Genomic DNA, 26,260 nt, shown 5'->3' on the forward strand with positions numbered 1-26,260 from the left:
GTGACGGGTCCGGGCCCGGTGGATCTGGGGTTTCAGGCGGCGTGAGCGGCGGCACCGCGCACGAGCGGACGCCCGGTGCGGGCCCAGCCCGCGGTGCCACCCGCAACGGAGACGGCGTCCACACCGACAGCCGTGAGCTGCTCAGCCGCCCAGGCGCTCCGGTTGCCGCTCGCACAGATCACGTACACGGGCCGGTCGCCGGGCAGCTCACCGAAGACAGCTCCGAGCGCCGACAGCGGAGTGCTGAGCGCTCCCGGCACGTGGCCCGCCGTGTACTCGTCGGACTCGCGGACATCGATGACGGACGCACCGTGAGCGAGCTCGGCCGCGAAGACGTCCAGACCTACTTCACGCATCGAGGTATCCCTTGCTTTCGATACCCCCATGGGTATATACGTCCTCGACCATAAGTCGACACCACGGAAAAGTCAAATACCCCCCAGGGTATCCTGGGTCGCAGCGCTGTGTGCATCTCAGATGCCTCACCCGAGATACCCACCGGGGTATACTGAACTGCGGATACGCCCCTCCTGGCAGATCAAGACCGTGGGACGCTCGGCGACCGGGGCCGGGCCGTCGTGATGTGGGGTGCCTGCCTAGGAACGTACGGACACCTGAGCCAGTTCGGTCTCGTCCACCGACAAGCTGTCGGCCCGCCATGGGGGCCGACACCCTGTCTCCGGGGACTGGCACGCGAGCCGCAAGAGGCTGCTGGCGTTCTCGGCGTTGCAACGGGTGGGTCGCTCAGTTTGATTGCGCAGGTAGACGCGGTTGGCACGACTGGAGTACGCCTTGTCGCCGCGGGCCCGGTCCAGTCGGCTGCAGGGTCGCCCGGCCCGGTGCGGGCCACGTTCAGGGCCTGCCTGAGCGGGATGAACATCGGGCTGTCCCCGCGCTGGCCGGGCGAAGTCAGCCAGACCAGAGGGCGGCAGCAGTCGTCCGCCAGGAGATGGATCTTGCTGGTCAGTCCGCCCCGGGAGCGTCCAAGGGCCTCGCGGCCATCTGCACCCACACGGGTCCCGCCCCTTTTTCAGGACGGTCGGCAGGTGCGGAGTGCCGGGCCCCGGCCGGCTGGTGGCCCGGCAGGTGGTGGAGCCGACGTTGACCGCCCATGAACCGTCCGCGTCCGGAACGGTTGAGTCAGCCTGCAACGCCCGCAGGATCTTCGACCAAGTGCCGTCGGCCGACCAGCGACGATGGCGTTCGTAGGCGGTCCGACAGGATCCGTAGCGTTCGGGCAGGTCACGCCAAGGAATACCGGTCCGCGTCCAGTAAGGACACCGTTGACCACGGTCCGGTGGTCGGCCCACCGGCCACCCGGACTACCGGTCTCCGGCAGCAGCCCGGCTATGCGATCCCACTGAGCACTCGTCAGTTCATGCCGACGCACCATGACCGACTCATGCCCGGAACAGCGAGGATCCACCATCCCGGGCAAGGGCCATCAGACACTGCCTAGCGGGACCAGCATCTGCAGGAAGGCATTCACCTCGTCCACTCCCAGGAAAGGCCGCTCCTCAATGCCCGTGGGCAGCCCCCAGGACAGCAGGTCATGCACCGGCTCGAACCACTGGTATGCGCGCCCGACCCCGCCCACGGCCGAGTTGCGCTGTCGGGTCCCGCTGGCCGCCGGGCAACGACCGCCCGTCACCGGCGCAGCTGTCCGGCCGTGCCCCCTCTCAGGTGAGGCGGCGATGGATCCACCAGGTGCACAGGACCAGCAGGACCGTGGCGGCCGCCAGGCACACGCCCGCCTCCATCCACTGCAGCGGCCACAGGGGGGTCCGGGGGGACTCGGCCCAGAAGTCGCTGAAGCCGTGCTGCTTGAGGCACTGTTCACAGTCTCCGGTCCCCGGGCACTGGAGCCTTCCGGCAAGTCCGGAAACGCGCTGTCCTGTTGCCGAGGTCAGGCCCTGCCCGAGTTCCCAGGAACCAGCCGACGTGAGCCCCTCGCCTCCCACGACGGGGCTGGTGAGCGGCGTCAGTTTCGTCACCGTGGGCCACAGGTAGCTGCGTACCTGCTCCAGGAGCAGCAGCCGCTTACCCCGACTTCCCACCACGGGGGCGTGCGAGCAACCCCCGCGCGCCCCTGTAACGGACAGAACTGACCCCACCCGTTGCGAGACGGCCGGGCAGTCGGCTGCGTTGGCGGGTCGGATGAGGCCCTTCGCCGCTCGGGCCACGGCCGTGGCCCGAGCGGGCCGTCGATGGCATCCAACACTTTGTTTAGCGTTTCACAATTCCGTCGCCCATTCAGTGGCTGAATGTCTGCCCGAGTTGGCCGAATTCCTCGATCTCTTGCCGGTGCAGGAATGGAAACGTCGATCAACCTCAAAACTTGCTCAACTGTGTTCCTCTGGACAAATCTGACAAGTAACCTCGTAAGCGATCAAGAACGGGCGGCGCCTGACCAGAGCCGCTCCAAGTAGACTGTTGAACCGGGAAAACCCAAATGAAGACTCTCATCTCAGGTGCGCTCTCAGCTGCTCTCATGGGAACCGTGATCCTGACCAGCGGCGCCGGTGCAGCAAACGCCGATTCAGGCCCCCGACGCGCAGCCCTAATCGCCAGCCCCTTCATCGGCAAGGACATTCTCAAGGACTTGCGGCCAGAATTCTCGTTGCCGACGCCACCGGCTGCCTCGCATCCCTCGCCTAAGGTGGCAACCTAAATAGCCAAGGTAGCATTCACTCTCCTTTGGGCCGGAGTACTCATCGCGGCGAACAGGGCACTTGACAACATCACCCGGGCGCAATACCTGGCAACATTCCTCCTCGGGGGAATCTATGCCATCGCTCTAAACAAGGCGAAGATCCTCGGAAACGGGAAGCCCCAGGAACGTTCCGAGTAGTCGCACTTTCACCCCCGGCCGGTAACCCGTGAGACAGTCGCCGAACTCGCGTGACCGGCCAGCAACCTCCCCGCCAACCCTCCACGGGCTGGCGGGGCGTAATGCTGCCCGAGCTCAGAAGTCCTCCCGTGGTCGAAAACGCACGGTGCGCCACCATCCAGCCCTCCGCGCAGGCAGCCTCACCCGCCCGGCACACGCCCTCGCACCGGAATGAACCAGAACATCCGTCACGAAACAGCAACATCGGGCACACCCACCCCCTCGAGCCGGTCAGATGGCCCCTTCGCCACAAGCTAGGGACACCAATGAACGGAGCCGTCACCACCACCGCAGCCGCCGCCACCGTCATCCTGCTTGCAGGCTGCAGCGCCGCCACCAGCACCCCCAAAGCCGCCCCCGGCGGGACAGCCTCAAGCAGCAAGGCCGCCGCACCAGCGCCGAAGGCCGCAGCCGACGCCGGCAGTGCCTTCACCACCATCTCCGCCGCCATCCCCACCGCCAAACTCGGCACCACCGTCACCGCCGAAAACGACGGCAACCACCTCCTCGGCCGGCCCCACCAATACACCTCGAAGATCACGTTCACGGACAGCCGGATCCCCGCCGCAAACACCGAAGGCAACAAGCCCGACGACATCGAACTCGGCGGCAGCATCGAAACCTTCGCAACCCCCGCCGACGCCAAAACCCGCCACGACCACCTCCAAGCCGTCACCAGCAGCATCCCCGCCCTCGCCGAATACGGCTACGTCCACGGCAACCACCTCATCCGCGTCAGCCACTACCTCACCCCCGCACAAGCAGCCGACTACGAGAAGGCCGCCATCAAGCTCGGATAGGCCCCCGGCAGCGCCCTCAGCCCGCTCCGACAGCCGCACTCAGGAGGCAAACGCGATGGGAATGCTCGACCAAGCCGTACTGCAGCAGGCCAAGAATGCCCAAGGTGAAACCAACGATCGGCTCGAGGCGCTCATCGCAGAGCAGCGGCAGGTGGTCGCCGAGCAGCGACGGACAAACGAACTCCTCGCACAGCTGATCCACCTGCTCACCCCGCAGGCAGCAGCACCGGTTACTGCTACCTGGGGCAACCACCAGGCGCCGTGCCGGGGCCGGGTCATGAGGCGGTGGCCGAGGTCGGCGGTGATGAGGGGATGAAAAACGGGCGGGGTTGGGGCGGGAGGGCGGTCGCCGCCGTCGCCCTGGCCGTGCGGGAGGCCCTGTCAGTTCGCTTCAGCCTCAGGAGTACCGCGATGCCCCTCCAGATGGCCTCGCAACGCGCGTGCAGCCAGATCCCGTTCCTCACCCAGGACGAACGTAGTGACACCGAGGGCGCGCCACTGTGCACGGCGTTCCCGGGTGGTGGCCATGGCGCAGAACGGCACGCCGTGGCGGTGGCAGGCGGCGTGCACTGCGTGCACGGCGTCGCGGACGAGCGGGTGGCGCAGCTGCCAAGGAACGCCGTAGGACTGCGACAGGTCGGCGGGGCCGGGCAGGACCATGTCGATGCCGCCGCCGGCCAGGATGCTGTCGATCGCCGCCACCCCTTCGGCGTCCTCGATGAGCGCCACAACCATGACTTCGGCGTTCGCCTGCTTCATGTACGTGACCGGGTCGATCCGGCCGAAGCCGGGCCCGCGCCCGCCGTTCAGGGAGCGCATACCTTCCGGTGCGTAGCGGGCGCCCCGGACGGCTGCGTCGATGTCGGCCCGGCTGCGGACGTGCGGGACGACGATGCCCATCGCGCCGGCGTCGAGTGCCCGCAGCACCGCCCCAGAATTGGCCTCCGGCACGCGCACGAAGGGGGTGAGGCCAGTTGCCTCGGCGGCCCGGATCAGGTTCTCCAACTGCTGTGGGTTCACGAGGAGATGCTCGGTGTCCAGGATCGCAAAGTCGTATCCTGCGCAGCCGATCATCTCGACCAGAGCGGGCTCCGGGATAGAGCAGAAGAGCCCGTCGGCCTCCTTCCCCGCCGAGAGCTTCGCCTTGACGAGGTTGGGTCGCAGCACCTCAGCGGCCCCGGCCCACGTAGTGGAAGGACGGGTGCGGGTGCATCAGGAAGTCGTGGTGGGAGATGTTCCAGGCGTATGCACCGGCGAGCGCGAACGCCAACCGGTCGCCCGCGCGCAGGCCCGTGGCGGGGACCTGTCGGGCCAGGACGTCGTTGGGGGTGCACAGCTGTCCGGTGAGGGTGATGAGGTCCTGCCGGGCTGCCGGGCGCGGCCAGGGGCTGGGCCAGTCGGCCACCGGCAGCACCGCGCACGGCTGGTCGTGTTCCTTGGTCGCCGGGGTGCGCAGATGGTGAGTGCCGCCGCGGACCACCGCGAACTCCTCGCCGTGGCTTTGTTTCACGTCGAGCACATCAGTCGTGTACCAGCCGCAGTACGCCGTGAGGGCGCGGCCGGGCTCGATGCGGAGCGTCAACTCCGGGTGGGCCTCTGTGAGGCGGCTCAGACCCTCGCCGTACGCCGTCCAGTCGAAGTGGTGCGACGGGTCGGAGTAGTCGACCGACATGCCGCCGCCAACGTTCACCTCGGAAATGCGGATGCCGTGGCGACCTGCCAGGTCCACCGCCCAGCCCACCACCGACTCGGCCACCGCCAGTTGTTCCGCGGCTTCCAGTCCGCTGGCGAGGTGCGCGTGCACTCCGCGCAGCTCCAGGTCGGGAGATGTACCGTCGGTGAGCAGCCGGACGGCCTCGTCGGCCTGCCCCGGGTCGAGTCCGAACGGCGTGGGCCGGCCGCCCATCGCCAGCGAGCTGTTCTCCAGCGAGCCCTCGGCCAGCGGGAGGTTAAAGCGGAGCAGGACCGCGAGTGGAGCGGGCGGGGAAGTGCGGGCGGCCAGCTCCGCCAGCACACGCAGTTCGTGGAGACTCTCCACATGGAAACGTTGTACGCCGGTCTCCAGGGCGACAGTGATCTCCTCGGTGGTCTTGCCCGGGCCGCCGAAGGCCAGCGGGTGCTGGGGCACAGCCTTGTGGACATGGGCGAGTTCGCCCCCGGAGGAGACCTCGTAGCCGTCCACGTACGGGGCGAGCGCGGCCAGGATCTCCGGGTCGGGGTTGGCCTTGGCGGCGTAGTACAGCTCGACCCGGTCGGGCAAGGTGGCCCGTACGGCTGCTGCGTGCTCGCGCAGCCCCGCCATGTCGTATATGTAGGCCGGGAGTTCGGTGGGCACAAGGGTGAGGGCGAGGTCGCGTACCGTGGGGGTGGGGGTGGTCATCGGGCGCTCCAGGGGGTGTCGGCGCGGACCATCGAGGACAGGACGTCTTCGGCGAGCGGCGAGGGCAGGCGGACGTAACCGGACTCGCGGTCGGCCTTGCGCTCCCAGCGGGTGAGCAGGTTGGCCTTGGCAGGCAGCGGCACCCCCGCGAGCAGGGCGGCGAGCAAGGGTGGGCAGCCGTTCCGGTCAGCAAACTGTTCAATGGTGAGCCGGACTTGGGTCCAAAGGGCGGGCTCGGTCTGCGGGTGCAGGTCGGCGAGGGCGGCGACCAGTTCGGCGATGTGGTTGACGAACAGGCAGTACACGACCCGGTCCCAGCCGCGCTGCGCGTCGTACGTCATCGGGGTGGCGACAGCGGCGGGCAGGGAGGCGAGGGTCTCGGCGTGGTGCTCGGGCAGGAGCTTGGTGCCCTCCAGGTCGCGGAAGAGGACCTGGGCGGGCATGCCGTCGCTGTCGACGCAGACCACGACGTTCTGGAGGTGCGGTTCGAGTACCAGGCCGTGGTCGAAGTGGGCGGCGAGGACGGGCGGGACGAGGAGGTCCAGATAGGCCGCCCACCAGACGAGTGCGGCCTGCGGGCCCGCCCCGTCGAGCAGACGGGAGATGTGGGCGGGCCCGGTCGGGTACTCGTCGGCGACCGCCGCCGCGAGCAGTGCGGTGGTCCCGGGCAGCTGCCGCTGCGCCAGGCCCTCGCGGACGATCACGCCGAAGCCTTCGAGCAGGGCGAGGTCCGGGACGCCGTCGGGGCCGGGGAGCGCGAGGCTGCGGTAAGCGGGCTCGCGGAGCATGGCGCTGCCGGGAAAGCGGGCCTCCAGGTCGGTCAGCGCCGGTTCCAGCAGGCGGGTCAGGGCTACGGCGCCCGACAGTTCGTAACTGGCGTTCTTGCGCAGACAGTTGGTGATACGAACATTGAGGCTGAACTTCAGGAACGTGCTGCCGTCGTACAAGGTGCGCACGGACGCAGTGGCGGCGAACGGTTCCCCACCCGTACCGAGATCGACGATGTCGCCCCGGTCCATGGCCGCGCGCAGCGCAGGGTGCTCGTGCAGCAGCTCGTACTGCCAGGGGTGCACGGGCAGCAGCCGGTAGCCGACCGGAACGTCGGGGTACAGCCGGTCCAGCGGGGTGGCCGCGCCCGCCTGCGCGCACTCCTCGGCGATCAGCTCCGCGCGGACGGCGAGATGACGCAGGGGGAAGGTGGCCCCCGCCTCGGGCGCGTACGAAGACCACGAACTGGCATCGCGTGTAAGGGCCTTGGGTGTGGGGTGGAATCGGTGGCCGAACAGGAGCGACTGCTCGGACGCCAGATAGCGGTCGGCCTCGTCGGCGCGGGCGGTTCGGGCCGACAGCGCGGCAGAGACTCCCTGGTGGCTGGAGGTGATCTGCTCCAGGAACTCGTCGTTGCTCACCCCCGTACGCAGCGAGAGTTCGGCGCGGGTGTGCTCGGCGAGCGCTCGCCAGCCGACCTCGGTCCACGCGCCGTCGCGCTGTTCGGTCACCGGGCCGGTGAAGCGGTGCGCGCCGAGCAGGGAGGTCCGGCGCAGCGCGACCCGCAGCAGCACACCGCGGCGGGGCAGACGCAGCAGCAGATGGCCGTCGGCCACGGCGGTCTGGTGCTCGGGTGCCGACACTTCGCGCAGCAGACAGTTCAGCAGGGTATGCACCACGGCCTCGTCGGCGGTGGGCAGCACGCGAGGGGTGGAGGTGGGAAGGGGGGCAAGTGGGGCAGTGCCGGTCGGCAGCGACATCAACGGCTCCAGAGCGAAGTGGACGAGCGGCGGATCAGAGCGGGGAGGGCGACCAGGCAGGCCGCGGCCAGAGCGGCCGCCGTGCCGGTCAGCACGGGCGCGGTGGGCCCGTACCCGGCGTTACCCGCCGCGGCGGCGAGCCCCGCGCTCACCGCCCCGGCCTTGGAGAAGAATTCGAGGGAACCGAACATGCCGCTGGGCGGGCGGCCCTCGGCGCATTCGGCGGCCAGCAGGGACCGGCCGACCAGGCCGAGGGTGAGGCCGGCGCCGAGCAGCAGCCGGGCGCCGATGAAGGCGGCCTGCGACTCGGCCACACCGTGCCAGGCGAGGCCCAGCGCGATGCAGACGAAGCCGACCGCAATGCCGAGCTTGGCCCGGCCCCGGAGGGCGGCGTGCACGGGTATCGCGGCCACCAGGTAGCAGACGTGCGGCAGGGCGAACAGGACGGCGGCCAGCACCGGTCCGGTGCCCGGAAGCTGTTCTTTGACGAGGGAGATCAGATACGGGAAGGAGATGACGGTCGAGAAGACGAAGCCGAATTCGAGGGCGTAGAGGGCGCGCAGGGACATGACCGGGGACGTGGTGGTGTCCGGTGTGTCCCGCGCCTCGGTGTTCTTCGGTCCGGGTGCGGTGGCCTTCGGTTCGGGTAGCGTGGCCAGCAGTAGAGCGGCGCCGATCGGTAGCACGGCAAGCAGCGCGTACTGGCGGTGCGGGGACAGCCAGGGCGACAGCGCGCCGACGAGGATGGGTGCGAGGACGAGGGCTGCCCGCGCGCTGCCCTGCATCAGGGTGAGGGCCTTGGACAGGGACGGGCCTTGGAGGCCGGCCGCCAGGTAGCCGTTGGACGCGGCGAAGGTGCCGCCGAGGATGCCCTGCAGGACCAGTGCCGCGGTGAACGTCGCCAGTGAATCGGCCCATCCGGCGAGGAGGAAGGAGAGCGCGAGGCCCAACTGGGCACGCAGCAGAAGCCGTTTGCGGCCGTAGCGGTCGGCGAGGCGGCCCCACAGGGGGGCACCGAGTCCGCCGAAGACGGTGGGGACGACATACAGCAGACCGGCCCAGCGGGCGCTCCCGTCGCCGAGTTCTGGAAGGATCTCGGTGAGGTACGGCGGCAGGCCGAGTGCGGCGAAGGACGCCACGAAGTAGCAGGCCGCGACGGCGTACACCTGGCGGCGGCCGAGGCCGGCCGGGGCCGCCGGGGACTGTTCCGCCTCGGCGGGCACCCCCGATGTGGGAGTGCTCATCGTGAACGTTCCTTCAGCTTGAGGTAGTTGGGTCCGGTGGTGTAGTGCTTGTTGATGTCGGTGGCGCCGGAGCGTTCCTTGCTGAGCAGGGTGCCGGCGGTGAGCATCGCCTTGACCGGTAGGCCCGACGCGTCCAGTACGTGGTCGCGCAGCACCGCCCCCCGCTCGCCGGGCCCGGTGCCGAGCCGCTCGACGGCCTCGGCGAGCCGGTCGCGGACGAGCCGCAGCAGCACCTCCAGCGGGGCGTGCCCGTGCTCGGCGAGACCGAAGGCGTAGGCGCCCGCACACAGGTGCACGGTGATCGTGGCGAACAGGTCGGTCAGGGACCGGTCCCCGCCGGTGGTGATCCGCGGGTCGGTGAAGTCCTCCGCCCCGGGGGCGTCGGCGCCGAGCCGCTCGCGGAGGCAGACAAAGTTCAGGCGCGGACCGTCGTTGTCCTTGAGGAGCAGTCGCACCTGCGGGCCGTCCGCGCCGTCCTGGAACACCAGGGAGACGTTCTGCTGGTGGGACTCCAGCGCAATGCCGTAGCCGAAGAGCGTGGTCTGCCAGTCGAAGAGCAGGGTGAAAGCGGCGTCGAGCAGGGCGAGCGGGTCGCCCCCATAGAACCGGTCGGCGAGGTGATCGATCACGAGACGGCCGCCGGGCGCCCGGCTGAGCAGCGCGGCCATGGGCACGACGGCGCCGTTGTCGAGCGGCGTGGGGTAGCTGCGGCACAGGACGGCGAGAAGCTCGTGATCGGCGTGGGCGTACACGCTCTCGTCGGCGAGCAGGACCGTGTCCCCGAACCGCCCCTCGCGCGCGATCACACTCTGCAGCATCCGCAGGGTTACAGCGCCGTTGCGCAGTGTACGGGGCTTGATGGTGCGGCGGTTGCGCAGGCCCAGGGTGGCGGTGGCGAGCGGCACCTTGAGGTGGAGCGCAGGCTCATCAGCGAGGGCGACCGTGCGCATCGACAGGGTGGGCACGACGTCAAGCCACGGGCGCTCGGCGAGAACGGCGCGGTCGGTCAGGCCCTGCTCGCGCAGGGCCTCGCGCAGCGGAGTACCGAGCGAGAGCGGGTGGACGGGAAGCGTGAGGTGGCTGTCGTCGAGGTGGCCGAGGCTGAGGTCGGCAGGTGTGGGCCAGTACGCGGGCAGGGCCTCGGGACCGCCGGCCACCGTAACCGCCTCGCGGGGAAGTGCGAGCCAGCGCAGTGCGAAGCAGGGGTGAAACTCAGGCGCGTAGGAGCGGAGTTGGGACTCATCGAGGCCGGAGCGGCCCCGTGCGGTCGGATAGACGGGGTGGTCGAGGCGGGCTGCGAGCGCGTCGTGGGCGAGACTGGTGGCAAGGCCCGTCCAGTGTCCGGGGTCCGTGCCGTAGCGGGCGGTGAGGGAGGTGTCCAGCTCGTCGCGGGTGGCGGTGTGCAGCCGCATGGTGGCCAGGGTCTGCCGGCACTCCTCGGCGAAGTCGTCGAAGCCGCCGCGGTCGGCGGGGTCGGCAAGTGCACGTAGCGCGGTGACGATCTCCTGGACGCCGGTCAGTTCGGTGCCGTCCGCCTCGCGGCGCAGCAGCGGCAGCCGGGGGGCCTGCGCGCACTGGAAGCCGTCGTCGGCCACCGGCAGCAGCAGGGCCCCGGCCGGGCTGGCGGGGGTGAGTCGCAGCCAGGGGCCGTCCGGCAGCTCGACGGGGGTGGCGGCGGTGCGCAGGCCGACGATGTCCTCCCGCAGCATCGCACTGAGCACGCGCAGTGCCAGGGCGGCCTCGTCGGCGTCACGAGCCGTGGCGGTGGCGGCTACGGTCCTCACGGGGTGAACTCCCATCGCTGGTCGGCGAGGAAGGCGGACACGGCCCGGTCCACGGCCGCCTGGTCAGTGCCGGTGGCCCTGAGCACCCCGACGTAGTCGCGGTTGGCGTGGTGCAGCTCGTGCCGTTCACCGACCGCGCGCAGCGGGCGGTAGGTCAGGTGGACGCCGTCCATGGTCAGGTCGGCCGCGGCGGGTGCCGCGATGAGGGTTCCGGCGCTCGTGGCACACAGGTGGTCGATGCGGGCCCTGCCGTCGTCGCGGGCGCCGAGGTCGGCGGGGAGCGGCTCACCCAGGTGTGTGCGCAGGATGTGCTCGAACAGGGGGATGTCCAAGAGTTGTTGGAGCATGAGGTCGCACTGGTCGCCGATGACCCGGTAGTTCACCTCGATGATCCGCGCCCGGCCCTCGTGCACCACGAACTCGGTGTGGCAGGCGCCGAACCCGACGCCCAGCGCGTCGAGGTGGTTGAGAACCTGGGAGACGACCGGCTTGGGGTGCGCGGGCACATAGGTGTGGCGTTGCTCGATGAAGTACGGGGGTGGGGAGATCTGGGTGCGGAAGCCGCCCAGGACATGGCGGATCCGGCCGTCGCCGAGGGTCTCCAGGGTGTGCAGCTCCCCCGCGAGGTACTCCTCGACGACCAGGGCAGCTCCGGGGCGCCGTTGCTGTATCTCCTTGCAGCGCAGTACCAGTTCGTCGGGGCTGCCGGCCCGCACGACGTCCTCGCTGGCGACGCCTTCGCGGGGCTTGACGACGCAGGGGAAGGGCACCATCGCGGCGAGCAGGTCCGTGGGGTCCTGGCCCGCGGTGAGCTCGGCGGACCAGACGGTGTCGGCGCCGGTGGCCGCGAGATGGCGGCGCATCTCCGCCTTGTCCTTGGTGCGCAGCGCGGCGCGCCAGTCCTTGGCGGGGAGCCCGAAGTAGGTGGCGGCGAGGGCGGTCTGGGACTGCAGGTGGTCGCTGTTGGTGAAGACCGCGTCGGCCCGGTGGTGGGTGGCGATCCTGGAGATGACGGCGTGGTGGTCGCGTACGTCGCATTCGAGGACTTCGACGTCGGGGCTGCGCCGGCGGTGCGGTTCGGGCAGGTCGGTGAGGATGGTGACGTCGAGGCCCAGCCGGCGGGCGGCGGGCAGGAAGCCTTCGGTGACCGAGTCGGTTGGGTTGAGGGCGAGCAGATAGAGGCGCATGGGTGAGAACCCCTTCCAGACCGGGTCGGAGATCACGTCCGGCTGCTTGGTCTTGGTCTTGGACGGCTCGTCGGCGGTGGTGACGAAGACCAGGTCGGCGTTGGCCTGGTCGATCCACTCCGGGCTGCCGTCCTTCATCGTGACCTTCGGGTCCTCGGAGGACTGCGAGGCCGGGCGTTGCAGGCCGATGTCGTTCAGGACGACACCGCTGTACGAGGACTTCTGGTAGAGGCGCATCGGGTCGGCGCCGAAGCGGACGACGGAGGCGGCGGACATCTTGGCGTCGTAGTTCTTCTTGACTGCCTTGCCGAGTGCCTTGGCCTGGGTCTCGTAGGACTGCAAGGCGTCGGCGGCCTGCTTCTTCATGCCGAGTGCCTCGGCATGAACCTTGAGGTTCGCCTTCCACGGGCCGCCGGTGGTGTCGGTGAAGACCGTAGGGGCGATTCCCCTGAGCTTGTCGTACACCTTCCCGTGCCGGACGTTCGAGGAGAGGATCAGGTCGGGGCAGGCTGGGATCGCGGTGGTGGTGTGCCGGGCCGCGGTGCCTTTGGGGATGACCAGCGGGGTGCCGGTCTCCGGGGCGGGGATCACCCGGCAGTCCACGTCGAACACGGACTTGACCAGGTCGGCGTCGAGGACGTCGGCGGGCACTCCGGCCGCGGCCAGCCGCCCTTCCTTGAGGACGACCAGGTGAGTCGGCGGCGGGAATTTCACCCGCCGCCGCTCGCAGGTAGCGGGCCGCCTGCCCGAGGTCGTGCAGCACCATGACGATGGCGTTGCCGGCCTCGGCGTGTAGTTCGGCCACCAGGTCGAGTGCGTCGAGCTGGTGGCGCAGGTCGAGGAAGGTCGTGGGCTCGTCGAGCAGCAGCAGTCCGGTGTCCTGGGCCAGCGCCAGAGCGTTCCAGGCGCGTTGGCGCTGACCGCCGGAGAGCTGGTCCACCGGTGTGTCGCGGAGCCCCGTGGTACCGGTACGCCCCAGGACCGCCTCCACGGCGGCCTGGTGGTCCTGCGGGTTCTCCGACCTCAGCCGGGCCCATTGCTTCTCCCGGCGGGCTTATCTGCGGTGGCGGGCGTCCGTCAGGTCCTGAACGTGTCCGCCGCCCACGCGTTCACTTCCTCCGCCGACGCATCCTCCAGCCGTCCGGCGTCCCGGTCCACAACCTCTCGGAGTCGACCTTCGTGTATGCCGCTCATCCAGAACCTTCCAGCCATCTGTCTGCGTCGGCGACGAACACGCCGCCGACACCACGCTCCAGCACAAGAGAACAAAAGTTATGAATATGAGCAAACCCTCAAGATAGCGACACGCTGATCGCGGGTTCTGGGGCTGCCGGCTCAACCTTGATGCTGTGCGGCGACGTCTCGTCGAACCGGCACCGAGCCCGAGGCTTCCGGAACATAAACCCGCATATCGCTCGCCTACGGGCTCACCAGGGAGGGCCTGCTGGACATTCAACCGCTCCCGACTCGTAACGACAATCGGGCGATAGCCACCAAGATGGTGCACATGAAGCAAGTCCGTGCACTTGCGAAAACTTCAACCACCGCGGCACCCTGCCCGGGATCAGCATCACTCTCGACGCCGACGAGCAGCTGCGGCCGTGACGTCCGACAAGACCCATCGGCGGACCGCCTTCGCCGGACAGTAGTGTCAGGGGCCGTCGCAGGCGGGAGTGTCATGAATCAGGGTCTTACAAGATTTTCGTAGCCGGTGATCGCTTCAACTTGCCTGTGGTGTTGGCTGGTTGTCGGTGAGATGCTGGCTGTGTGTGTCGTGAGGGTGGGGGACCTGCTGCCGCAGCTGGCCGCGGTGCAGGTCGAGCGGGTGGAGGCCAGCGAGGATCTGCTGAGGATCACGGCCCGGACCAGGGATGACGCTCCGGTGGCATGTCCGGCGTGTGGGCAACCGTCGAATTGGGCGCACTCTCGATACGAGCGGCATGTCGCGGACGAGGCGGTGGGTGGCCGTGCGGTCGTGATCGACTTATCGGTGCGCCGCTTGTACTGCGAGAACCCTGGTTGCGAGAAGGCCACCTTCGTCGAGCAGGTCCCGGGGCTGACCCGGCGTTACCAGCGCCGCACTCCGGCCCTGCAGGCGGTGGTCAACGCGGTCGCCGTGGCACTGGCCGGGTCGGCCGGAGCCCGGCTGCTGAGTGTGCTGCACCACGTGCTGACCTGGGCGAGCGTACTGAACTGCCTGATGCGCATCACGCCGCCGCCACGGCCAGTCCCGCGGGTGCTGGGCATCGACGAGTTCGCCCTGCGCAGGGGCCACCACTACGCCACCATTCTGATCGACGCCACCACCGGCGAGCGGATCGATGTCCTGCCAGACCGCAGGATGGAGACGGTGACTGCCTGGCTGCAGGCCCACCCCGGCATCCACGTGGTCTGCCGGGATGGCGCTGGGGGCTTTGCCCAGGCCACGACGGATGCCGACCCCGCGATCACTCAAGTTTGCGATCGCTGGCACCTGTGGCACGGCCTGGCCGAGGCGGCACAGAGGGAGGTCGCAGCACACAGCGCCTGCTGGGCCAAGGCCGGTCCGCCGCTTCGGGAGGGCACTCGTGCGCAGACCACCCTCGAGCGGTGGCACCAGGTCCATCAGCTGCTTGATGCCGGCGCCGGCCTGCTGGAATGCTCCCGCCGCCTGGGCCTCGCGTTGAACACCGTCAAGCGCTATGCCCGTCACGCAAAGCCCGAGCGCATGGTCCGTGCACCGCAGTACCGGCCCACCCTGGTCGACCCCTACCGCGACCACCTGCGCCGACGCCGGACCGAGGACCCGGCAGTGCCCGTCACCCACCTCCTGCGAGAGATCAAGGAGCTGGGCTACACCGGCAGCGCGAACCTCCTGGTCCGCTTCATCACCCAGGGCCGGGTCGAGGCCGACCACGCCAGCCTCTCCATGCGCAAGGCCGCCCGCCTCCTGCTCACCGACCCCGTCCACCTGCGCGAGGAGCAGCTGGTACTGCGCGACCAGCTCGCCGGAGCCTGTCCGCAGATGACGGCGCTGGCCACGGCATTGGGCGACTTCGCCTCCCTGCTCACCCCGGCACCGGCCAACGCCCGCGCGCTGACCGGCTGGATCACCAGGGTTCGGACCGCGGACCTGCCCTTCCTGCACTCCTACGCCACCGGCCTCGAACGCGACCGTGCGGCCGTCGACCACGCCCTCACCCTTCCCTGGCACAACGGCCGCACCGAAGGCGTCAACAACAAGATCAAACTGCTCAAACGCCAGACCTACGGCCGCGCCGGGCACCGCCTCCTACGCCAACGCATCCTGCTCAGCTGACATCCAGCTCGAAGCGATCACCGGCTACGAAAATCTTGTAAGACCCATGAATCAGGTGGGTTCTTTCCTCGAAGGAGTCATCTGGTGGGTACGACGACGGGGCACTCGATCGGGATGGCCGGCGGTGTGTCGCTTGCCGGGGGCGGCGGGACTGCTGAGGGTTCTGGTGTGAAGGCGATGCCGGTATCCGAGAACGGTCTGTCGGTCGAACTGCTGGAAGAACTGGCCGTGCTCGCGGCGGAGAAGACCGCGACCGGTGGTCTTCGGCTGATGGGCGAGGGCGGCATTCTTCCTGAGCTCGCTCAGCATTTGATGCAGGCCGCGCTCGAGGCGGAGATGGATCTGCATCTGGCCGATGAATCGGTGCGAGTGGGCGGCCGGGGATCGCGTTCGGGCCGAAACATGCGTAACGGTTACCGGGCGAAGAAGGTGATGACCGAGGTCGGCCCGGTGGTGGTGAACGTCCCGCGTGACCGGCTCGACACCTTCCGCCCGGGACTGGTGCCGAAGTACCCCGCCGAGCGGAGCCCTGGACGAAATGGTCCTCTCGTTCACGGGGAAGGGGCTGACGTCCAGGGAGATCGGTCCACCCCGGTCAGGCGCCGCTGCCGCTTCTTGACGATGGCCGGCTCGAAGGTGCCGGCCACGTCCCGGGGGATCTTCACCTCGATCGGACCGACGTCGGTCAGCACCGTCTTCGCCCGGCTCCCGTTCCTGCTGTTACCACTGCCCCGGCCTTCGGCGTCGTCCTTCTCGTAGCCGAGGTGATCTCGCCCTCCAACGCGGACTCCAGGACCCGCTTGGTCAGCTGCTGGAGCAGCCCGCCCTCCCCGGTCAGCTGCAGCCCTTCCGAACAGGCCCGGCTCACGAGCATCGCGACCAACTGCTCGTCGCTCGCCGGCGCGGCCCCGGCAACCGCCGCCTCACCGCCCGATATCTGCTCGATGGTGGTGTCGCTCATCTGGCGTCTCCTTGATCATCAGATCCGCCGTTCATGAACACTCCCCCACAAACGTGACAGCACCGCTGTCCTACTTCGCGGCCGGGATGCCGGGCTGGAGGGTGCCGTTGGCCTGGCCGCCGTACAGGTACAGGGCGCGGTTGGACCAGTACCCCATGAGGTCGGTCTTACCGTTGCCGGCAAAGTCCCCTGCGATCACCGTGCGCATGCTGCCCCAGGACCGGTCCCCCCACAGCGGGCTGGAGGAGCCTGCCAGGGTCCCCTTACCGGTGCCCGGGTAGGCGCGGAGCTGTCCGTCGCCCCAGACGGCGGCGACCTCGGTACGGCCCGAGCCGGTGAAGTCCCCGGTGACGATGTGACGCATGGTGCGCCAGCTGTTGTCCGCCCACAGTCGGGTGCTGTTCTGGTTCAGTGTGTTGGCCGCCCCCATGTCGTAGCGGTGGAAGCTGCCGTCGGCCCAGACTGCCGCCAGCCCGTCACGGGCTCCCGGGCCGGTCTTCCAGGTGGTGACCTGGCGCATGGTGCTCCAGCTGGTGTCGTTCCACATCTGCCCGGCGTGCCGCAGCATGCCGTCCTTGCCGGCCTCGTACCGGTGCAGTGATCCGTCGGCCCATACGGCGGCCAGCTGGGCCCGGCCGCTGCCGTCGAAGTCGCCGCCGGTGATCTGGCGCATGCTGCGCCAGCTGCCGTCGTGCCACAGCTTGCGCCCGTAGGTCAGCTTTCCGTCCTTGCCGGTGTAGTAAGCGTGCAGCGTGCCGTCCGCGTGGATCGCGGCCACGTCGTGGCGCCCATCGGCGGTGAAGTCGGCCGCAGCCATGGCGCCGGGGACGTTCTCGGAGAAGGCCGGCTCCGCGGGCTCCGGCTTGCCGGCGGCCGCCACTTCCACGGCGTTGCGGTCGATGTTGATCGTCGCCCCGCCGTACGTCTCGGTGGTGTCGCCCTGGTACTGGCGGATCCGGCGGGAGCCCGACCACTGGCCGGCCCCTTCGGGCAGCCCCATCGCGGCGTCGCTGACATCGGCGACCTTGTTCCAGTTGGCCGTCCACAGGACCTCGGGCATGGCGTACTTGCCCTGGGTGTACTGGGCGCTGAGGGCCTGGACTCCGGAGTTGCGGTGGACGTAAGCCCCGGAGCGGTAGTCCCGCTCCTTCAGGCGCTTGGTCCAGCCGTCGAGGTAGGCGAGGACGGGGGCGTCCCAGGTGGCGCGATCATTGTAGTATTCGACGTCGTTGTAGAGGATGGTGCCGGTACCCAGGCCGAGGCCCTTGGCCGCGTCGGCGGCCCCGTCCGCAGCGGCGCTGCCCGAGGCCCCGGCGGCGGCCGGGGAGACGGGCAGCCGGTTGCCCTCGTACTTCCACTCCGGCTGGGGGCCGACCCAGATCGGGATCAGGTGCCAGCCCTTGGTGTGCTGGGTGTTGATCCACTGCGGGGTGAGGTTGGGCTGCGCGCAGGCACGTGCCTGGCCGCCGATGTAGATGCCGACCCCGCCGTAGGGGGAGTTCGTGCGCCAGGCGTTCATCGTGGCCTGACTGGGGGCGGTGCAGGCGTCGAAGGCGAGGCCGCTGAACGCGCCTGGGGTGACGGGGGCTGGTGGCGCGGGGGCCGCACGGGGCGTGGCGGGGCGCTGTGCCCCGTGCGCCATGGCGGGCTGGGCAAGGATGGCGTCGACTACTGTGGCCTGTTGCTCCCAGGAACCTGCGGAACCAAGGGTGGCGACGAGGCCGTGCGCGGTGAGGAGTAGCCGTACCTCTCCACTGGGGGCGGCGGGGATCCGGTCGGCGGTCCGTGTGCCCGGCTCGATCTCCACAGTCGGGACGTCGGCCCGGTCCGGGGCGCCCGCGGCCGGTTCCAGGTGTACGGTTGGCGCCCGGCCGGTGCTGCTGCCGGAGGCCGGGCAGTCGGTCTGTTCGCCGGCGTGACCCAGGTAGAGGGCGGGGCGGTCCAGGCGCAGGCAGGCGCCCGGTGCCCTGGCGAAGTCTCCCAGCCGTCCGGCACGGATACGGTCACGTCCTCGTACGAGATCCGTCGGGCGGGCTGGTTCTCCGCGGCCACCGCCGCGGTGACCACCTGCGTGGCGAGCACGCTCATGCCGATTCCCGCCACCAGTCCGCGTAAAGGGATCTTCCAGTGGCCGGTTTGGAACGGCATTCTGCCTCCATCGTCGTTCTCCTGCGGAATCGGTCACTCGGCCGCACGAACGACATTGACAAGGCGTCAGTATGAGAGACCGTCTGATTTAGGTCGATGCTGGTAGTGGTGTTTCTGGGGTGGTCCGGTAGGTCGTGACGGAACTGGTGTCAGTGACTCTGCGAAACATGATGCCGGTCGTGGTCCAGTAGATCTGGGATTCCTGGGAGGGGTGTGTCCAGTAAACGGCCCTGTCTCACATTCGGTGGTGACGCAGAGTGGTATAGATCGTTGATGTCGGTGTGGAGAGTCTCAACGAGCTGGTGGCGACGGTGTTTTCGGGGATATCCCCGCTGGTCATCGAGGGTGTGGTCGACGAGGGTGAACGCGTGGTCGTGAGGGCACGGACTCCGGGAAAGACCGCTGTCTGCCCGGTGTGCAGGGTGTTGTCGGGACGTGCACGGCTATTGCTGGCGGACGGTCGCCGACCTCCCGATCGATGGCCGGCGGGTCGTGGTCCGTGTCCGGGTTCGGCGTCTGGTGTGTCCTACCCGCGGCTGTCGCCACACCTTCCGCGAGCAGCTGCCGGGGGTGCTGGAGCGATATCAGCGGCGCACAACCCGTCTGACCAGGCAGGTCAAGGCCGTGGTCAAGGAGTTAGCGGGCCGCGCGAGATCGCGTCTGCTGGCGATACTCGCGATGGGCCTGTCGCGTCACACAGCCTTAGAAGTCATCTCATTTGGTCAGTCTGCGGTAGCAGATGAGGGTGCAGGCGATGCTGGTGAAGGCGAGGAAGTGTTCGGCCTTGCGTTCGTAGCGGCGGTGCAGGCGTCGGCAGCCGGCGAGCCAGGACATGGTCCTTTCGACCACCCATCTGTGGCGGCCGAGCCGTTGTGAGGACTCGATGCCTCTGCGGGCGATGCGGTGTCTGATGCCGCGTCCGCGTAACCATCGTCGCAGGTGGGCGTAGTCGTAGCCCTTGTCCGCGTGGAGCTTGCCGGGCTTGCGTCGTCGGCGTCCGCGGCGGGATCGGATGGGCGGTATGCCGCGGACAAGGGGCTCGAGAGCCTGGCTGTCGTGCAGGTTCGCGCCCGAGATCGCGACGGACAGGGGCAGACCGGTCCGCTCGGTGATCAAGTGGATCTTCGAGCCGAACTTGCCCCGATCCACAGGATTCGGACCTGTCAGATCCCCCTTTTCAGGGCCCTCATGTTCACCGAGTCGATCGCGCAGCGGGACCAGTCGAGTTCACCGCGGACGCCGAGTTCGTCGAGGACCAGCCGGTGGAGCTTGGCCCACACCCGGGCCTCGCTCCACTCGGAGAATCGTCGGTGGGCTGTCGCCCCCGAGGGGCCGAACGATGCCTTGGGAAGCTGCTGCCAGGTACAACCCGACGTCGCGACGAACACGATCGCGGCCAGTACTTCACGGTCACCATGCCGGCGCCGCCCACCGCCCTGAGGCCGCGACGGCGCGTCCGGCACCACCCGCTGGAACAGCTCCCACAGCTCGTCCGGCACCAGCCGTTCAACGATCCCCACCATGGCCGACAGTCTACCCGCGAAGCCCAAATGAGATGACTTCTTACGCACCCTGCTGCGCATTGCGCTGCCCACCGGACGGGTGCCCCGCGTGATCGGTGTCGACTACTTCGCCCTGCGTCGGCGGCACCGATACACCACCGTGGTGATCGACGCGGAAGCGCATGAGCGGATTGACGTGCTGGGTGCACCACACCGGATTCACTCGGCGGCTGGCGTCTGGCCCGTGATGCCGGTCTTGCTGCTGCGGGCGGTGCGCCCGCTGGTCGTCCTCGCGAACCGGGTTCGGTGTGGAGGCGTCGTCGGGGTCGGCGAGCTTCTTCGTCCTCGTACGGGCTCCGTCACCGGCCTTCGTGGAGGCGTCCGTGACGCGACGCAGCTGCTCGGCGGTGATGTCCAGGGCTTCGATGTCTGTGCGCGATGCCTTCAGGGCCCGCAGCGCCGCCACGTCGAATGCCGGCTGGGGCTCGTCCTGCGGCTCCGGGCTGGGACGGGGTCCTGGCCCGCACCACGGGTTGCGCCACGTCCAGGACCAGCTCACCAACCTAGCCCCACCGCCCGGTGTGCCAGCGCCTCCACCTGGACAGTGGTCGTAGCCGGGCCCGGCTCCCGCCTCGGATACCGTGTTCCTCTACGGGGTGCCATAACGGATGTGACGCCCCCCACCGGAGGTAGTCAGCGTATGAGTTCAAAGCGCAGCAAGAATCCAGCCCTGCCCGTACTTGACGACGCATTCCGACTCGCGTCGGTCAAGGACGCCGAAGAGTCCACCCGTGACTTGGCCGCGCGGCTGGCCACCACCGAACTGCGCCGCGTTTCCCACCCGGGCCGGGTCACCTGGGATCCCACCGATCAGGCCGAGCCCGTACCAGTCCCGCCGACTGTGGTCGACGGTGACGGGGACCTGTGGCTGCGGGACCGGGGCACTGGCACCTGGACCATGCCCGAGTTCAACCCGAAGCAGTTCCCGGCCCACTGTGGCGAGGTTCTGACGTGGAACCAGCTTGCCCGCGAGTTCGGCCCGCTTACCGCACTGGCCGACGACCGCCGCATCGGCGGCGGCCGACGCTGACCGCGCAGCCTTCTGGGATGCCCGCGCCCCTGAAGCGCCCGTTACGGGCAACTGGGAGCTCCAGCTCACCGTCCAGGTCCTCGAGGGCCTCACGCCATGGAGCGGCCGCAGCGTCGAAAGCAGCCAAGGCGGCGTGCAGCTCGGCGTCGAGAGCGGCGGGCGAACACGGCAACGGGGTGCTGATGAGGATTCGTGAAATCGCTGCCACCGAACCAGCATGTAGCGCGGGCTGCTCCTACTGGCGCCGGATTGGGACCCACTCCATCCTCACTGGACCGTGACCCAGGGCACACCCCGGCCCGCGTCTTCAAAACCGGGTTATGAAGACGCGGGCCGGGGTGTCGCTACATCTCGCGGCCGCAGATTCCTCGCCGGTACTTGAACGGCGCCGCCTCGTCAGCGGCTGGCGGTGTAGCGCCGGACGATCGGCTCCGGGTAGTCCGCGTGCGGCCCCGACAGACCAGCCAACTCCCCCGGTGAGCGCATGAACTCGATGTCATCGAGTTCGGGATCACGCCCCTTCACCTCACGGTGCGCGGCACCGTGAGGAGTGGAGCCTGTCCGTGACGATCACCCTCGGCTCCCGTCCGGTGGTGGTGGTCAGGAGCCGGCGGAAGAACCAGCTGGCAGCAGACCGCATAACACGGTGACCACGCTGGACCACGCGTTCCAGACGGTCTTCGGTCTTCCCGCCGTACAGGCTGCCAGATGCAACCGGATGAGCCACGGGCCGTCGATCTACCCACCGATGGCGGCGGCCCTCGTGTTCGCCGCCAAGCCAGCACACGCCGACGCGCCCTCGCCGTGTGAATTGGCCAGCAGAGTCACAACTGGGGCACCTCACAGGTCTGCCGGGCCGCGGGACCTGTTCCGTCCAAGGTCAGGCCTGTGGGATCTCGAACTCGGTGGTGCGCTCCATGCCCGCGGCGCGGCCCTTGCCCGCGATGACCAGGGCCATCTTGCGGCTGGCCTCGTCGATCATCTCGTCGCCGAGCATCGCCGAGCCCTTCTTGCCTCCGGCCTCGGAGGTGCACCAGTCGTACGCGTCGAGGATCAGCTCGGAGTGGTCGTAGTCCTCCTGGGAGGGGGAGAAGACCTCGTTGGCCGCGTCGACCTGGCCCGGGTGCAGCACCCACTTGCCGTCGAAGCCCAGCGCCGCCGCGCGCCCGGCGACCTCGCGGTAGCCGTCGACGTTCTTGATCTGGGGCAAGGGGCCGTCGATCGCCTGGAGCTTGTGCATGCGGGCCGCCATCAGGATCCGCATCAGGATGTAGTGGTAGGCGTCCGCGCCGTAGCCGGGCGGCTGCATCCCCACGACCAGGGACTTCATGTTGATGGAGGCCATGAAGTTGGCCGGGCCGAAGATGATGGTCTCCAGCCGCGGGGACGCGGCGCCCGCGGTGGTGGTCAGCGTTTTGCCGTAGGAGCCGTTGCGATTATTCCCGCTGCCCCGCCCGGCCGGGTCCCCCGCCTCGTAGCCCAGATGATCCGCCATCTCGGCCTGCAGAGCCCGCTCGATGACCCGCTTCATCATCTGCTGCAGCAAACCGTCCCGGCCGTCCAGGGGGACCTCGGACTCCTTCGCGTCCGCGATCAGCGCGTCGATCGCCCCGGGCGACAACGCCCGCGCCACCCGCTCCGCAGCCTCAGCGCGACCTGCCTCAGCATCCTGCCTCGATATCACTATGGGCAACTTTCCGTTCAGGGCAGGAACCGGAACCAACAGGAACAATCCTCCCCCACTCACACAACCTGGTGGGGTCTTACAAGATTTTCGTAGCCGGTGATCGCTTCGAGCTGGATGTCAGCTGAGCAGGATGCGTTGGCGTAGGAGGCGGTGCCCGGCGCGGCCGTAGGTCTGGCGTTTGAGCAGTTTGATCTTGTTGTTGACGCCTTCGGTGCGGCCGTTGTGCCAGGGAAGGGTGAGGGCGTGGTCGACGGCCGCACGGTCGCGTTCGAGGCCGGTGGCGTAGGAGTGCAGGAAGGGCAGGTCCGCGGTCCGAACCCTGGTGATCCAGCCGGTCAGCGCGCGGGCGTTGGCCGGTGCCGGGGTGAGCAGGGAGGCGAAGTCGCCCAATGCCGTGGCCAGCGCCGTCATCTGCGGACAGGCTCCGGCGAGCTGGTCGCGCAGTACCAGCTGCTCCTCGCGCAGGTGGACGGGGTCGGTGAGCAGGAGGCGGGCGGCCTTGCGCATGGAGAGGCTGGCGTGGTCGGCCTCGACCCGGCCCTGGGTGATGAAGCGGACCAGGAGGTTCGCGCTGCCGGTGTAGCCCAGCTCCTTGATCTCTCGCAGGAGGTGGGTGACGGGCACTGCCGGGTCCTCGGTCCGGCGTCGGCGCAGGTGGTCGCGGTAGGGGTCGACCAGGGTGGGCCGGTACTGCGGTGCACGGACCATGCGCTCGGGCTTTGCGTGACGGGCATAGCGCTTGACGGTGTTCAACGCGAGGCCCAGGCGGCGGGAGCATTCCAGCAGGCCGGCGCTGGCATCAAGCAGCTGATGGACCTGGTGCCACCGCTCGAGGGTGGTCTGCGCACGAGTGCCCTCCCGAAGCGGCGGACCGGCCTTGGCCCAGCAGGCGCTGTGTGCTGCGACCTCCCTCTGTGCCGCCTCGGCCAGGCCGTGCCACAGGTGCCAGCGATCGCAAACTTGAGTGATCGCGGGGTCGGCATCCGTCGTGGCCTGGGCAAAGCCCCCAGCGCCATCCCGGCAGACCACGTGGATGCCGGGGTGGGCCTGCAGCCAGGCAGTCACCGTCTCCATCCTGCGGTCTGGCAGGACATCGATCCGCTCGCCGGTGGTGGCGTCGATCAGAATGGTGGCGTAGTGGTGGCCCCTGCGCAGGGCGAACTCGTCGATGCCCAGCACCCGCGGGACTGGCCGTGGCGGCGGCGTGATGCGCATCAGGCAGTTCAGTACGCTCGCCCAGGTCAGCACGTGGTGCAGCACACTCAGCAGCCGGGCTCCGGCCGACCCGGCCAGTGCCACGGCGACCGCGTTGACCACCGCCTGCAGGGCCGGAGTGCGGCGCTGGTAACGCCGGGTCAGCCCCGGGACCTGCTCGACGAAGGTGGCCTTCTCGCAACCAGGGTTCTCGCAGTACAAGCGGCGCACCGATAAGTCGATCACGACCGCACGGCCACCCACCGCCTCGTCCGCGACATGCCGCTCGTATCGAGAGTGCGCCCAATTCGACGGTTGCCCACACGCCGGACATGCCACCGGAGCGTCATCCCTGGTCCGGGCCGTGATCCTCAGCAGATCCTCGCTGGCCTCCACCCGCTCGACCTGCACCGCGGCCAGCTGCGGCAGCAGGTCCCCCACCCTCACGACACACACAGCCAGCATCTCACCGACAACCAGCCAACACCACAGGCAAGTTGAAGCGATCACCGGCTACGAAAATCTTGTAAGACCCACCTGGTGTACACCCTCTCCGGGTCCTCCAGACGCCCCGTCAGCTCAGCCACCTCCACCTCCAGGACACCCACCTCCTCACGCGCGGCCGACTCCCGGGCCTCCAACTCCTCGAACAACGAGCCCATCCACCACCCCTCCTCCACCACAACGGTAGAGAAAGCAGCCCACCCCACAGCCCGATCAGGTTCTCCCGGCCCAGCCCTTCCCCCAGAAGAGCTACACCCAGCCAGATTCGTGTACCTCCCCTCCCCGGATAACGTGACAACGCCATCTGTGAAGCTCCCGCGGAAGGCGCAGCCGCCCGGTCTGGTCAACGAATGCGAGCCCCGGGCGAGGGGTATGGGGCAGTGCCCGACATAGAAGTAGTCGAGCCGACCTGCGGCCAGGGCATCCACTCAAGGATGCTGCAACCTGACTGCGACAGAGAGCCCCGATAGAAAAGGACATGCCATGAGTTTCTCGATTTCCCCTATGCCACCTTCCTCATCCCCTGTACCGCCTTCCATGGAGAACCTGAATGCTGTGCCGACCGGATCGACGGGCGTGACGAAGCTGGACCCGGACGCCGCTCCGGGCGCGACCGGCTCTGTCGGCTATCCCGGTATCACGCTGACCAACGATTCGGACGATGCGGTTCCGTTACAACTGGTGGTCGAGGTCTGCCTTCCTGAGGGAAGGGGGCTCGAATTCGCAGAGTCCGGCCTCCAGTATCCGGTCCACTTGCTGACTTCGTACAGTAATGGGGAGGTGTCCTATGCGCCGGGGGTTGCGTCACCTGCGGCCAATCCGACCAAGATCACCTTCACGGTGCCCCCGCTGGAGGAGGGCATCGACCTGGGCCTGAAGCACCTGGGAGACGTCTCCAACATGTGGGTCGCGGTCAGCGCCGGCCGCGACGCTCCGCACGGGTTGACCGCCCTTATCTTCAAGATCGGCGACCAGACTTCGGCCTCCAACCCCATCCAGGTCGGCGATCCCTACAACCGGAGCACCACCTACCGTTACAGCGGTCAAGAGGACTCGTTCACCGTTCCCACAGGCGTGACCAGCCTCGACGTACACATGTGGGGCGGCGGCGGGCGGTATCGGCTGGGAGCTCAGAGCGGCGGTGCCGGCTACACCCGCGCCACCCTCGACGTCACACCGGGAGAAGTCCTCGGCTTCGCCGTCGGCGGCTACTCCCCCGACAGCGTTACTGGCGGTTGGCCCGGGGGAGGCAACAGCCCCACCGGCGGCCGCCGCGGCGCCGCGGGCGGCGGCATGAGCATCATGTGGCGCCAAACAGCCCCCGACACCCCCCTCCTCATCGCCGGAGGAGCCGGCGGAGCCGGCATCGCCGGCGACGAGGAAGACGGTGCTAACTCCTCTGGCGTCGGCTACGGCGGCGGCGGTGGCGGCGCCGACGGTGGTGACGGAGCCTCAGCCACCACCGGTGGCGGCAAAGGCGGAACCGGCGGAGGTGGAGGAAAGGGCGGAGGCACCCAAAAATTCCACGGTGGCACCTTCGGCAGCGACGGAACCAGCGCGGGATTCGGCAGTGTCGTCGGTGGCGGCGGCGGTGCCGGTGGCGCAGGGTGGGGCGGCGGAAACGCCGGCGCAGCAGGAACGAGCCCAAAAAGTGGTGGTGGCGGTGGTGGTGGCGGCGGCTACGCAGCCGGCCCCGGCGTCGAGAACGGCGTGACCCTCACCGGGGCCAGCGGCGCAACCCCCGGGAACAGAGCCGCAGGCCAATACGACCCCCTCTACACCGAACAAGCCGGAGACTCCGGACACAACGGCATGATCATCATCGAATGGCAAGGCTGACCAC

Annotated in this window: 18 protein-coding genes and 6 pseudogenes; 7 read left to right on the forward strand and 17 right to left on the reverse strand. The window is 68.9% G+C overall.

The genetic code is table 11. From position 1 onward, the window contains the following. Nucleotides 1–32: 32 nt before the first annotated feature. The 3 genes from AC3IYJ_RS00495 to AC3IYJ_RS00505 all read right to left on the reverse strand — a co-directional run bounded on the left by AC3IYJ_RS00495 (nt 33) and on the right by AC3IYJ_RS00505 (nt 2,057). Nucleotides 33–356: a rhodanese-like domain-containing protein gene (locus AC3IYJ_RS00495; RefSeq protein WP_489399363.1), complete on the reverse strand. Its 324-nt coding sequence runs from the start codon at nt 354–356 to the stop codon at nt 33–35. Nucleotides 357–596: 240 nt separating this feature from the next. After that, nucleotides 597–1,310, reverse strand: a complete 714-nt coding sequence (locus tag AC3IYJ_RS00500; protein ID WP_489399364.1) for a transposase — start codon at nt 1,308–1,310, stop codon at nt 597–599. A 369-nt stretch (nt 1,311–1,679) separates the two neighbouring features. Continuing rightward, complete coding sequence (locus tag AC3IYJ_RS00505; protein ID WP_489399365.1) at nt 1,680–2,057, reverse strand: hypothetical protein; 378 nt, start codon at nt 2,055–2,057, stop codon at nt 1,680–1,682. A gap of 1,099 nt (nt 2,058–3,156) precedes the next feature. On the opposite strand from AC3IYJ_RS00505, the gene AC3IYJ_RS00510 reads away from it, so the two are divergent. Beyond that, nucleotides 3,157–3,690, forward strand: coding sequence for a hypothetical protein (locus AC3IYJ_RS00510; RefSeq protein WP_489399366.1), 534 nt, complete (start codon nt 3,157–3,159; stop codon nt 3,688–3,690). A gap of 16 nt (nt 3,691–3,706) precedes the next feature. Here the strand turns inward: AC3IYJ_RS00510 and AC3IYJ_RS00515 are convergent, their stop codons facing one another. From AC3IYJ_RS00515 to AC3IYJ_RS00555, 9 genes and pseudogenes are all read right to left on the reverse strand, one after another. Further along, a complete protein-coding gene (locus AC3IYJ_RS00515; RefSeq protein ID WP_489399367.1) occupies nt 3,707–3,892 on the reverse strand; it encodes a hypothetical protein in 186 nt (61 codons plus the stop codon). 179 nt (nt 3,893–4,071) lie between these two features. After that, nucleotides 4,072–4,857 (reverse strand): HpcH/HpaI aldolase family protein, encoded by a 786-nt coding sequence (locus AC3IYJ_RS00520; RefSeq protein ID WP_489399368.1) that lies wholly within the window; start codon nt 4,855–4,857, stop codon nt 4,072–4,074. A gap of 1 nt (nt 4,858) precedes the next feature. Then, on the reverse strand, nt 4,859–6,070 hold the full coding sequence (locus tag AC3IYJ_RS00525) for a type III PLP-dependent enzyme (RefSeq protein ID WP_489399369.1): 1,212 nt from the start codon (nt 6,068–6,070) through the stop codon (nt 4,859–4,861). Continuing rightward, a complete protein-coding gene (locus AC3IYJ_RS00530; protein WP_489399370.1) occupies nt 6,067–7,818 on the reverse strand; it encodes an IucA/IucC family protein in 1,752 nt (583 codons plus the stop codon). Before AC3IYJ_RS00530 ends, AC3IYJ_RS00525 begins: the two co-directional genes overlap by 4 nt. Continuing rightward, the gene (locus AC3IYJ_RS00535; RefSeq protein ID WP_489399371.1) at nt 7,818–9,062 is read right to left on the reverse strand and encodes an MFS transporter; all 1,245 of its coding nucleotides are present in this window, start codon (nt 9,060–9,062) and stop codon (nt 7,818–7,820) included. The genes AC3IYJ_RS00530 and AC3IYJ_RS00535 overlap by 1 nt, the downstream gene beginning before the upstream one ends. Continuing rightward, nucleotides 9,059–10,861, reverse strand: coding sequence for an IucA/IucC family protein (locus AC3IYJ_RS00540; RefSeq protein ID WP_489399372.1), 1,803 nt, complete (start codon nt 10,859–10,861; stop codon nt 9,059–9,061). Before AC3IYJ_RS00540 ends, AC3IYJ_RS00535 begins: the two co-directional genes overlap by 4 nt. Beyond that, complete coding sequence (locus tag AC3IYJ_RS00545) at nt 10,843–12,033, reverse strand: ATP-grasp domain-containing protein (protein WP_489402644.1); 1,191 nt, start codon at nt 12,031–12,033, stop codon at nt 10,843–10,845. Before AC3IYJ_RS00545 ends, AC3IYJ_RS00540 begins: the two co-directional genes overlap by 19 nt. A gap of 66 nt (nt 12,034–12,099) precedes the next feature. Then, a pseudogene (locus AC3IYJ_RS00550) lies at nt 12,100–12,498 on the reverse strand (ABC transporter substrate-binding protein); the annotation flags it as partial. A 60-nt stretch (nt 12,499–12,558) separates the two neighbouring features. Continuing rightward, nucleotides 12,559–13,033: pseudogene (locus AC3IYJ_RS00555) on the reverse strand (ABC transporter ATP-binding protein); the annotation flags it as partial. A 756-nt stretch (nt 13,034–13,789) separates the two neighbouring features. On the opposite strand from AC3IYJ_RS00555, the gene AC3IYJ_RS00560 reads away from it, so the two are divergent. Continuing rightward, entirely contained in the window at nt 13,790–15,331 is a 1,542-nt protein-coding gene (locus AC3IYJ_RS00560; RefSeq protein ID WP_489399070.1) for an ISL3 family transposase, read from the forward strand. A gap of 177 nt (nt 15,332–15,508) precedes the next feature. Beyond that, nucleotides 15,509–15,914: pseudogene (locus AC3IYJ_RS00565) on the forward strand (transposase); the annotation flags it as partial. 1 nt (nt 15,915) lies between these two features. Here the strand turns inward: AC3IYJ_RS00565 and AC3IYJ_RS00570 are convergent. Together AC3IYJ_RS00570 and AC3IYJ_RS00575 are read right to left on the reverse strand one after the other, a co-directional pair. Then, nucleotides 15,916–16,205, reverse strand: a pseudogene (locus tag AC3IYJ_RS00570) (transposase); the annotation flags it as partial. A gap of 157 nt (nt 16,206–16,362) precedes the next feature. Then, entirely contained in the window at nt 16,363–18,099 is a 1,737-nt protein-coding gene (locus AC3IYJ_RS00575; protein WP_489399373.1) for a glycoside hydrolase domain-containing protein, read from the reverse strand. A 607-nt stretch (nt 18,100–18,706) separates the two neighbouring features. Here AC3IYJ_RS00575 and AC3IYJ_RS00580 point away from each other — a divergent pair. Further along, nucleotides 18,707–19,154 (forward strand): annotated as a pseudogene (locus AC3IYJ_RS00580) (transposase family protein); the annotation flags it as partial. Here AC3IYJ_RS00580 and AC3IYJ_RS00585 read toward each other — a convergent pair. After that, nucleotides 19,155–19,963, reverse strand: a protein-coding gene (locus AC3IYJ_RS00585) for an IS5 family transposase (protein ID WP_489398952.1) whose coding sequence is annotated in 2 segments (ribosomal slippage) — nt 19,155–19,615 and nt 19,615–19,963 — 810 coding nt in all. Because the reading frame shifts where the segments join, the coding sequence is not laid out codon by codon here. A 40-nt stretch (nt 19,964–20,003) separates the two neighbouring features. On the opposite strand from AC3IYJ_RS00585, the pseudogene AC3IYJ_RS00590 reads away from it, so the two are divergent. Both AC3IYJ_RS00590 and AC3IYJ_RS00595 read left to right on the forward strand, forming a co-directional pair. Continuing rightward, nucleotides 20,004–20,183, forward strand: a pseudogene (locus AC3IYJ_RS00590) (ISL3 family transposase); the annotation flags it as partial. A gap of 459 nt (nt 20,184–20,642) precedes the next feature. Continuing rightward, nucleotides 20,643–21,032: a hypothetical protein gene (locus AC3IYJ_RS00595; RefSeq protein ID WP_489399374.1), complete on the forward strand. Its 390-nt coding sequence runs from the start codon at nt 20,643–20,645 to the stop codon at nt 21,030–21,032. A gap of 880 nt (nt 21,033–21,912) precedes the next feature. Here the strand turns inward: AC3IYJ_RS00595 and AC3IYJ_RS00600 are convergent. Together AC3IYJ_RS00600 and AC3IYJ_RS00605 are read right to left on the reverse strand one after the other, a co-directional pair. After that, nucleotides 21,913–22,596 (reverse strand): HpcH/HpaI aldolase/citrate lyase family protein, encoded by a 684-nt coding sequence (locus tag AC3IYJ_RS00600; RefSeq protein WP_489402645.1) that lies wholly within the window; start codon nt 22,594–22,596, stop codon nt 21,913–21,915. A 240-nt stretch (nt 22,597–22,836) separates the two neighbouring features. Then, a complete protein-coding gene (locus AC3IYJ_RS00605; RefSeq protein ID WP_489399375.1) occupies nt 22,837–24,378 on the reverse strand; it encodes an ISL3 family transposase in 1,542 nt (513 codons plus the stop codon). Between the two features lie 576 nt (nt 24,379–24,954). On the opposite strand from AC3IYJ_RS00605, the gene AC3IYJ_RS00610 reads away from it, so the two are divergent. Beyond that, complete coding sequence (locus tag AC3IYJ_RS00610) at nt 24,955–26,256, forward strand: hypothetical protein (protein WP_489399376.1); 1,302 nt, start codon at nt 24,955–24,957, stop codon at nt 26,254–26,256. Nucleotides 26,257–26,260: the final 4 nt, after the last annotated feature.

Source organism: Streptomyces sp. GL_140, assembly GCF_057834465.1.

Bases quoted from the DNA above. Each gene is read 5' to 3' on its own strand.
- AC3IYJ_RS00495 (WP_489399363.1), bottom strand. From the start codon at position 356: ATGCGTGAAGTAGGTCTGGACGTCTTCGCGGCCGAGCTCGCTCACGGT.
- AC3IYJ_RS00510 (WP_489399366.1), top strand. From the start codon at position 3,157: ATGAACGGAGCCGTCACCACCACCGCAGCCGCCGCCACCGTCATCCTG.
- AC3IYJ_RS00525 (WP_489399369.1), bottom strand. From the start codon at position 6,070: ATGACCACCCCCACCCCCACGGTACGCGACCTCGCCCTCACCCTTGTG.
- AC3IYJ_RS00530 (WP_489399370.1), bottom strand. From the start codon at position 7,818: ATGTCGCTGCCGACCGGCACTGCCCCACTTGCCCCCCTTCCCACCTCC.
- AC3IYJ_RS00535 (WP_489399371.1), bottom strand. From the start codon at position 9,062: ATGAGCACTCCCACATCGGGGGTGCCCGCCGAGGCGGAACAGTCCCCG.
- AC3IYJ_RS00540 (WP_489399372.1), bottom strand. From the start codon at position 10,861: ATGGGAGTTCACCCCGTGAGGACCGTAGCCGCCACCGCCACGGCTCGT.
- AC3IYJ_RS00545 (WP_489402644.1), bottom strand. From the start codon at position 12,033: ATGCGCCTCTATCTGCTCGCCCTCAACCCAACCGACTCGGTCACCGAA.
- AC3IYJ_RS00560 (WP_489399070.1), top strand. From the start codon at position 13,790: ATGCTGGCTGTGTGTGTCGTGAGGGTGGGGGACCTGCTGCCGCAGCTG.
- AC3IYJ_RS00595 (WP_489399374.1), top strand. From the start codon at position 20,643: ATGAGTTCAAAGCGCAGCAAGAATCCAGCCCTGCCCGTACTTGACGAC.
- AC3IYJ_RS00605 (WP_489399375.1), bottom strand. From the start codon at position 24,378: ATGCTGGCTGTGTGTGTCGTGAGGGTGGGGGACCTGCTGCCGCAGCTG.
- AC3IYJ_RS00610 (WP_489399376.1), top strand. From the start codon at position 24,955: ATGGAGAACCTGAATGCTGTGCCGACCGGATCGACGGGCGTGACGAAG.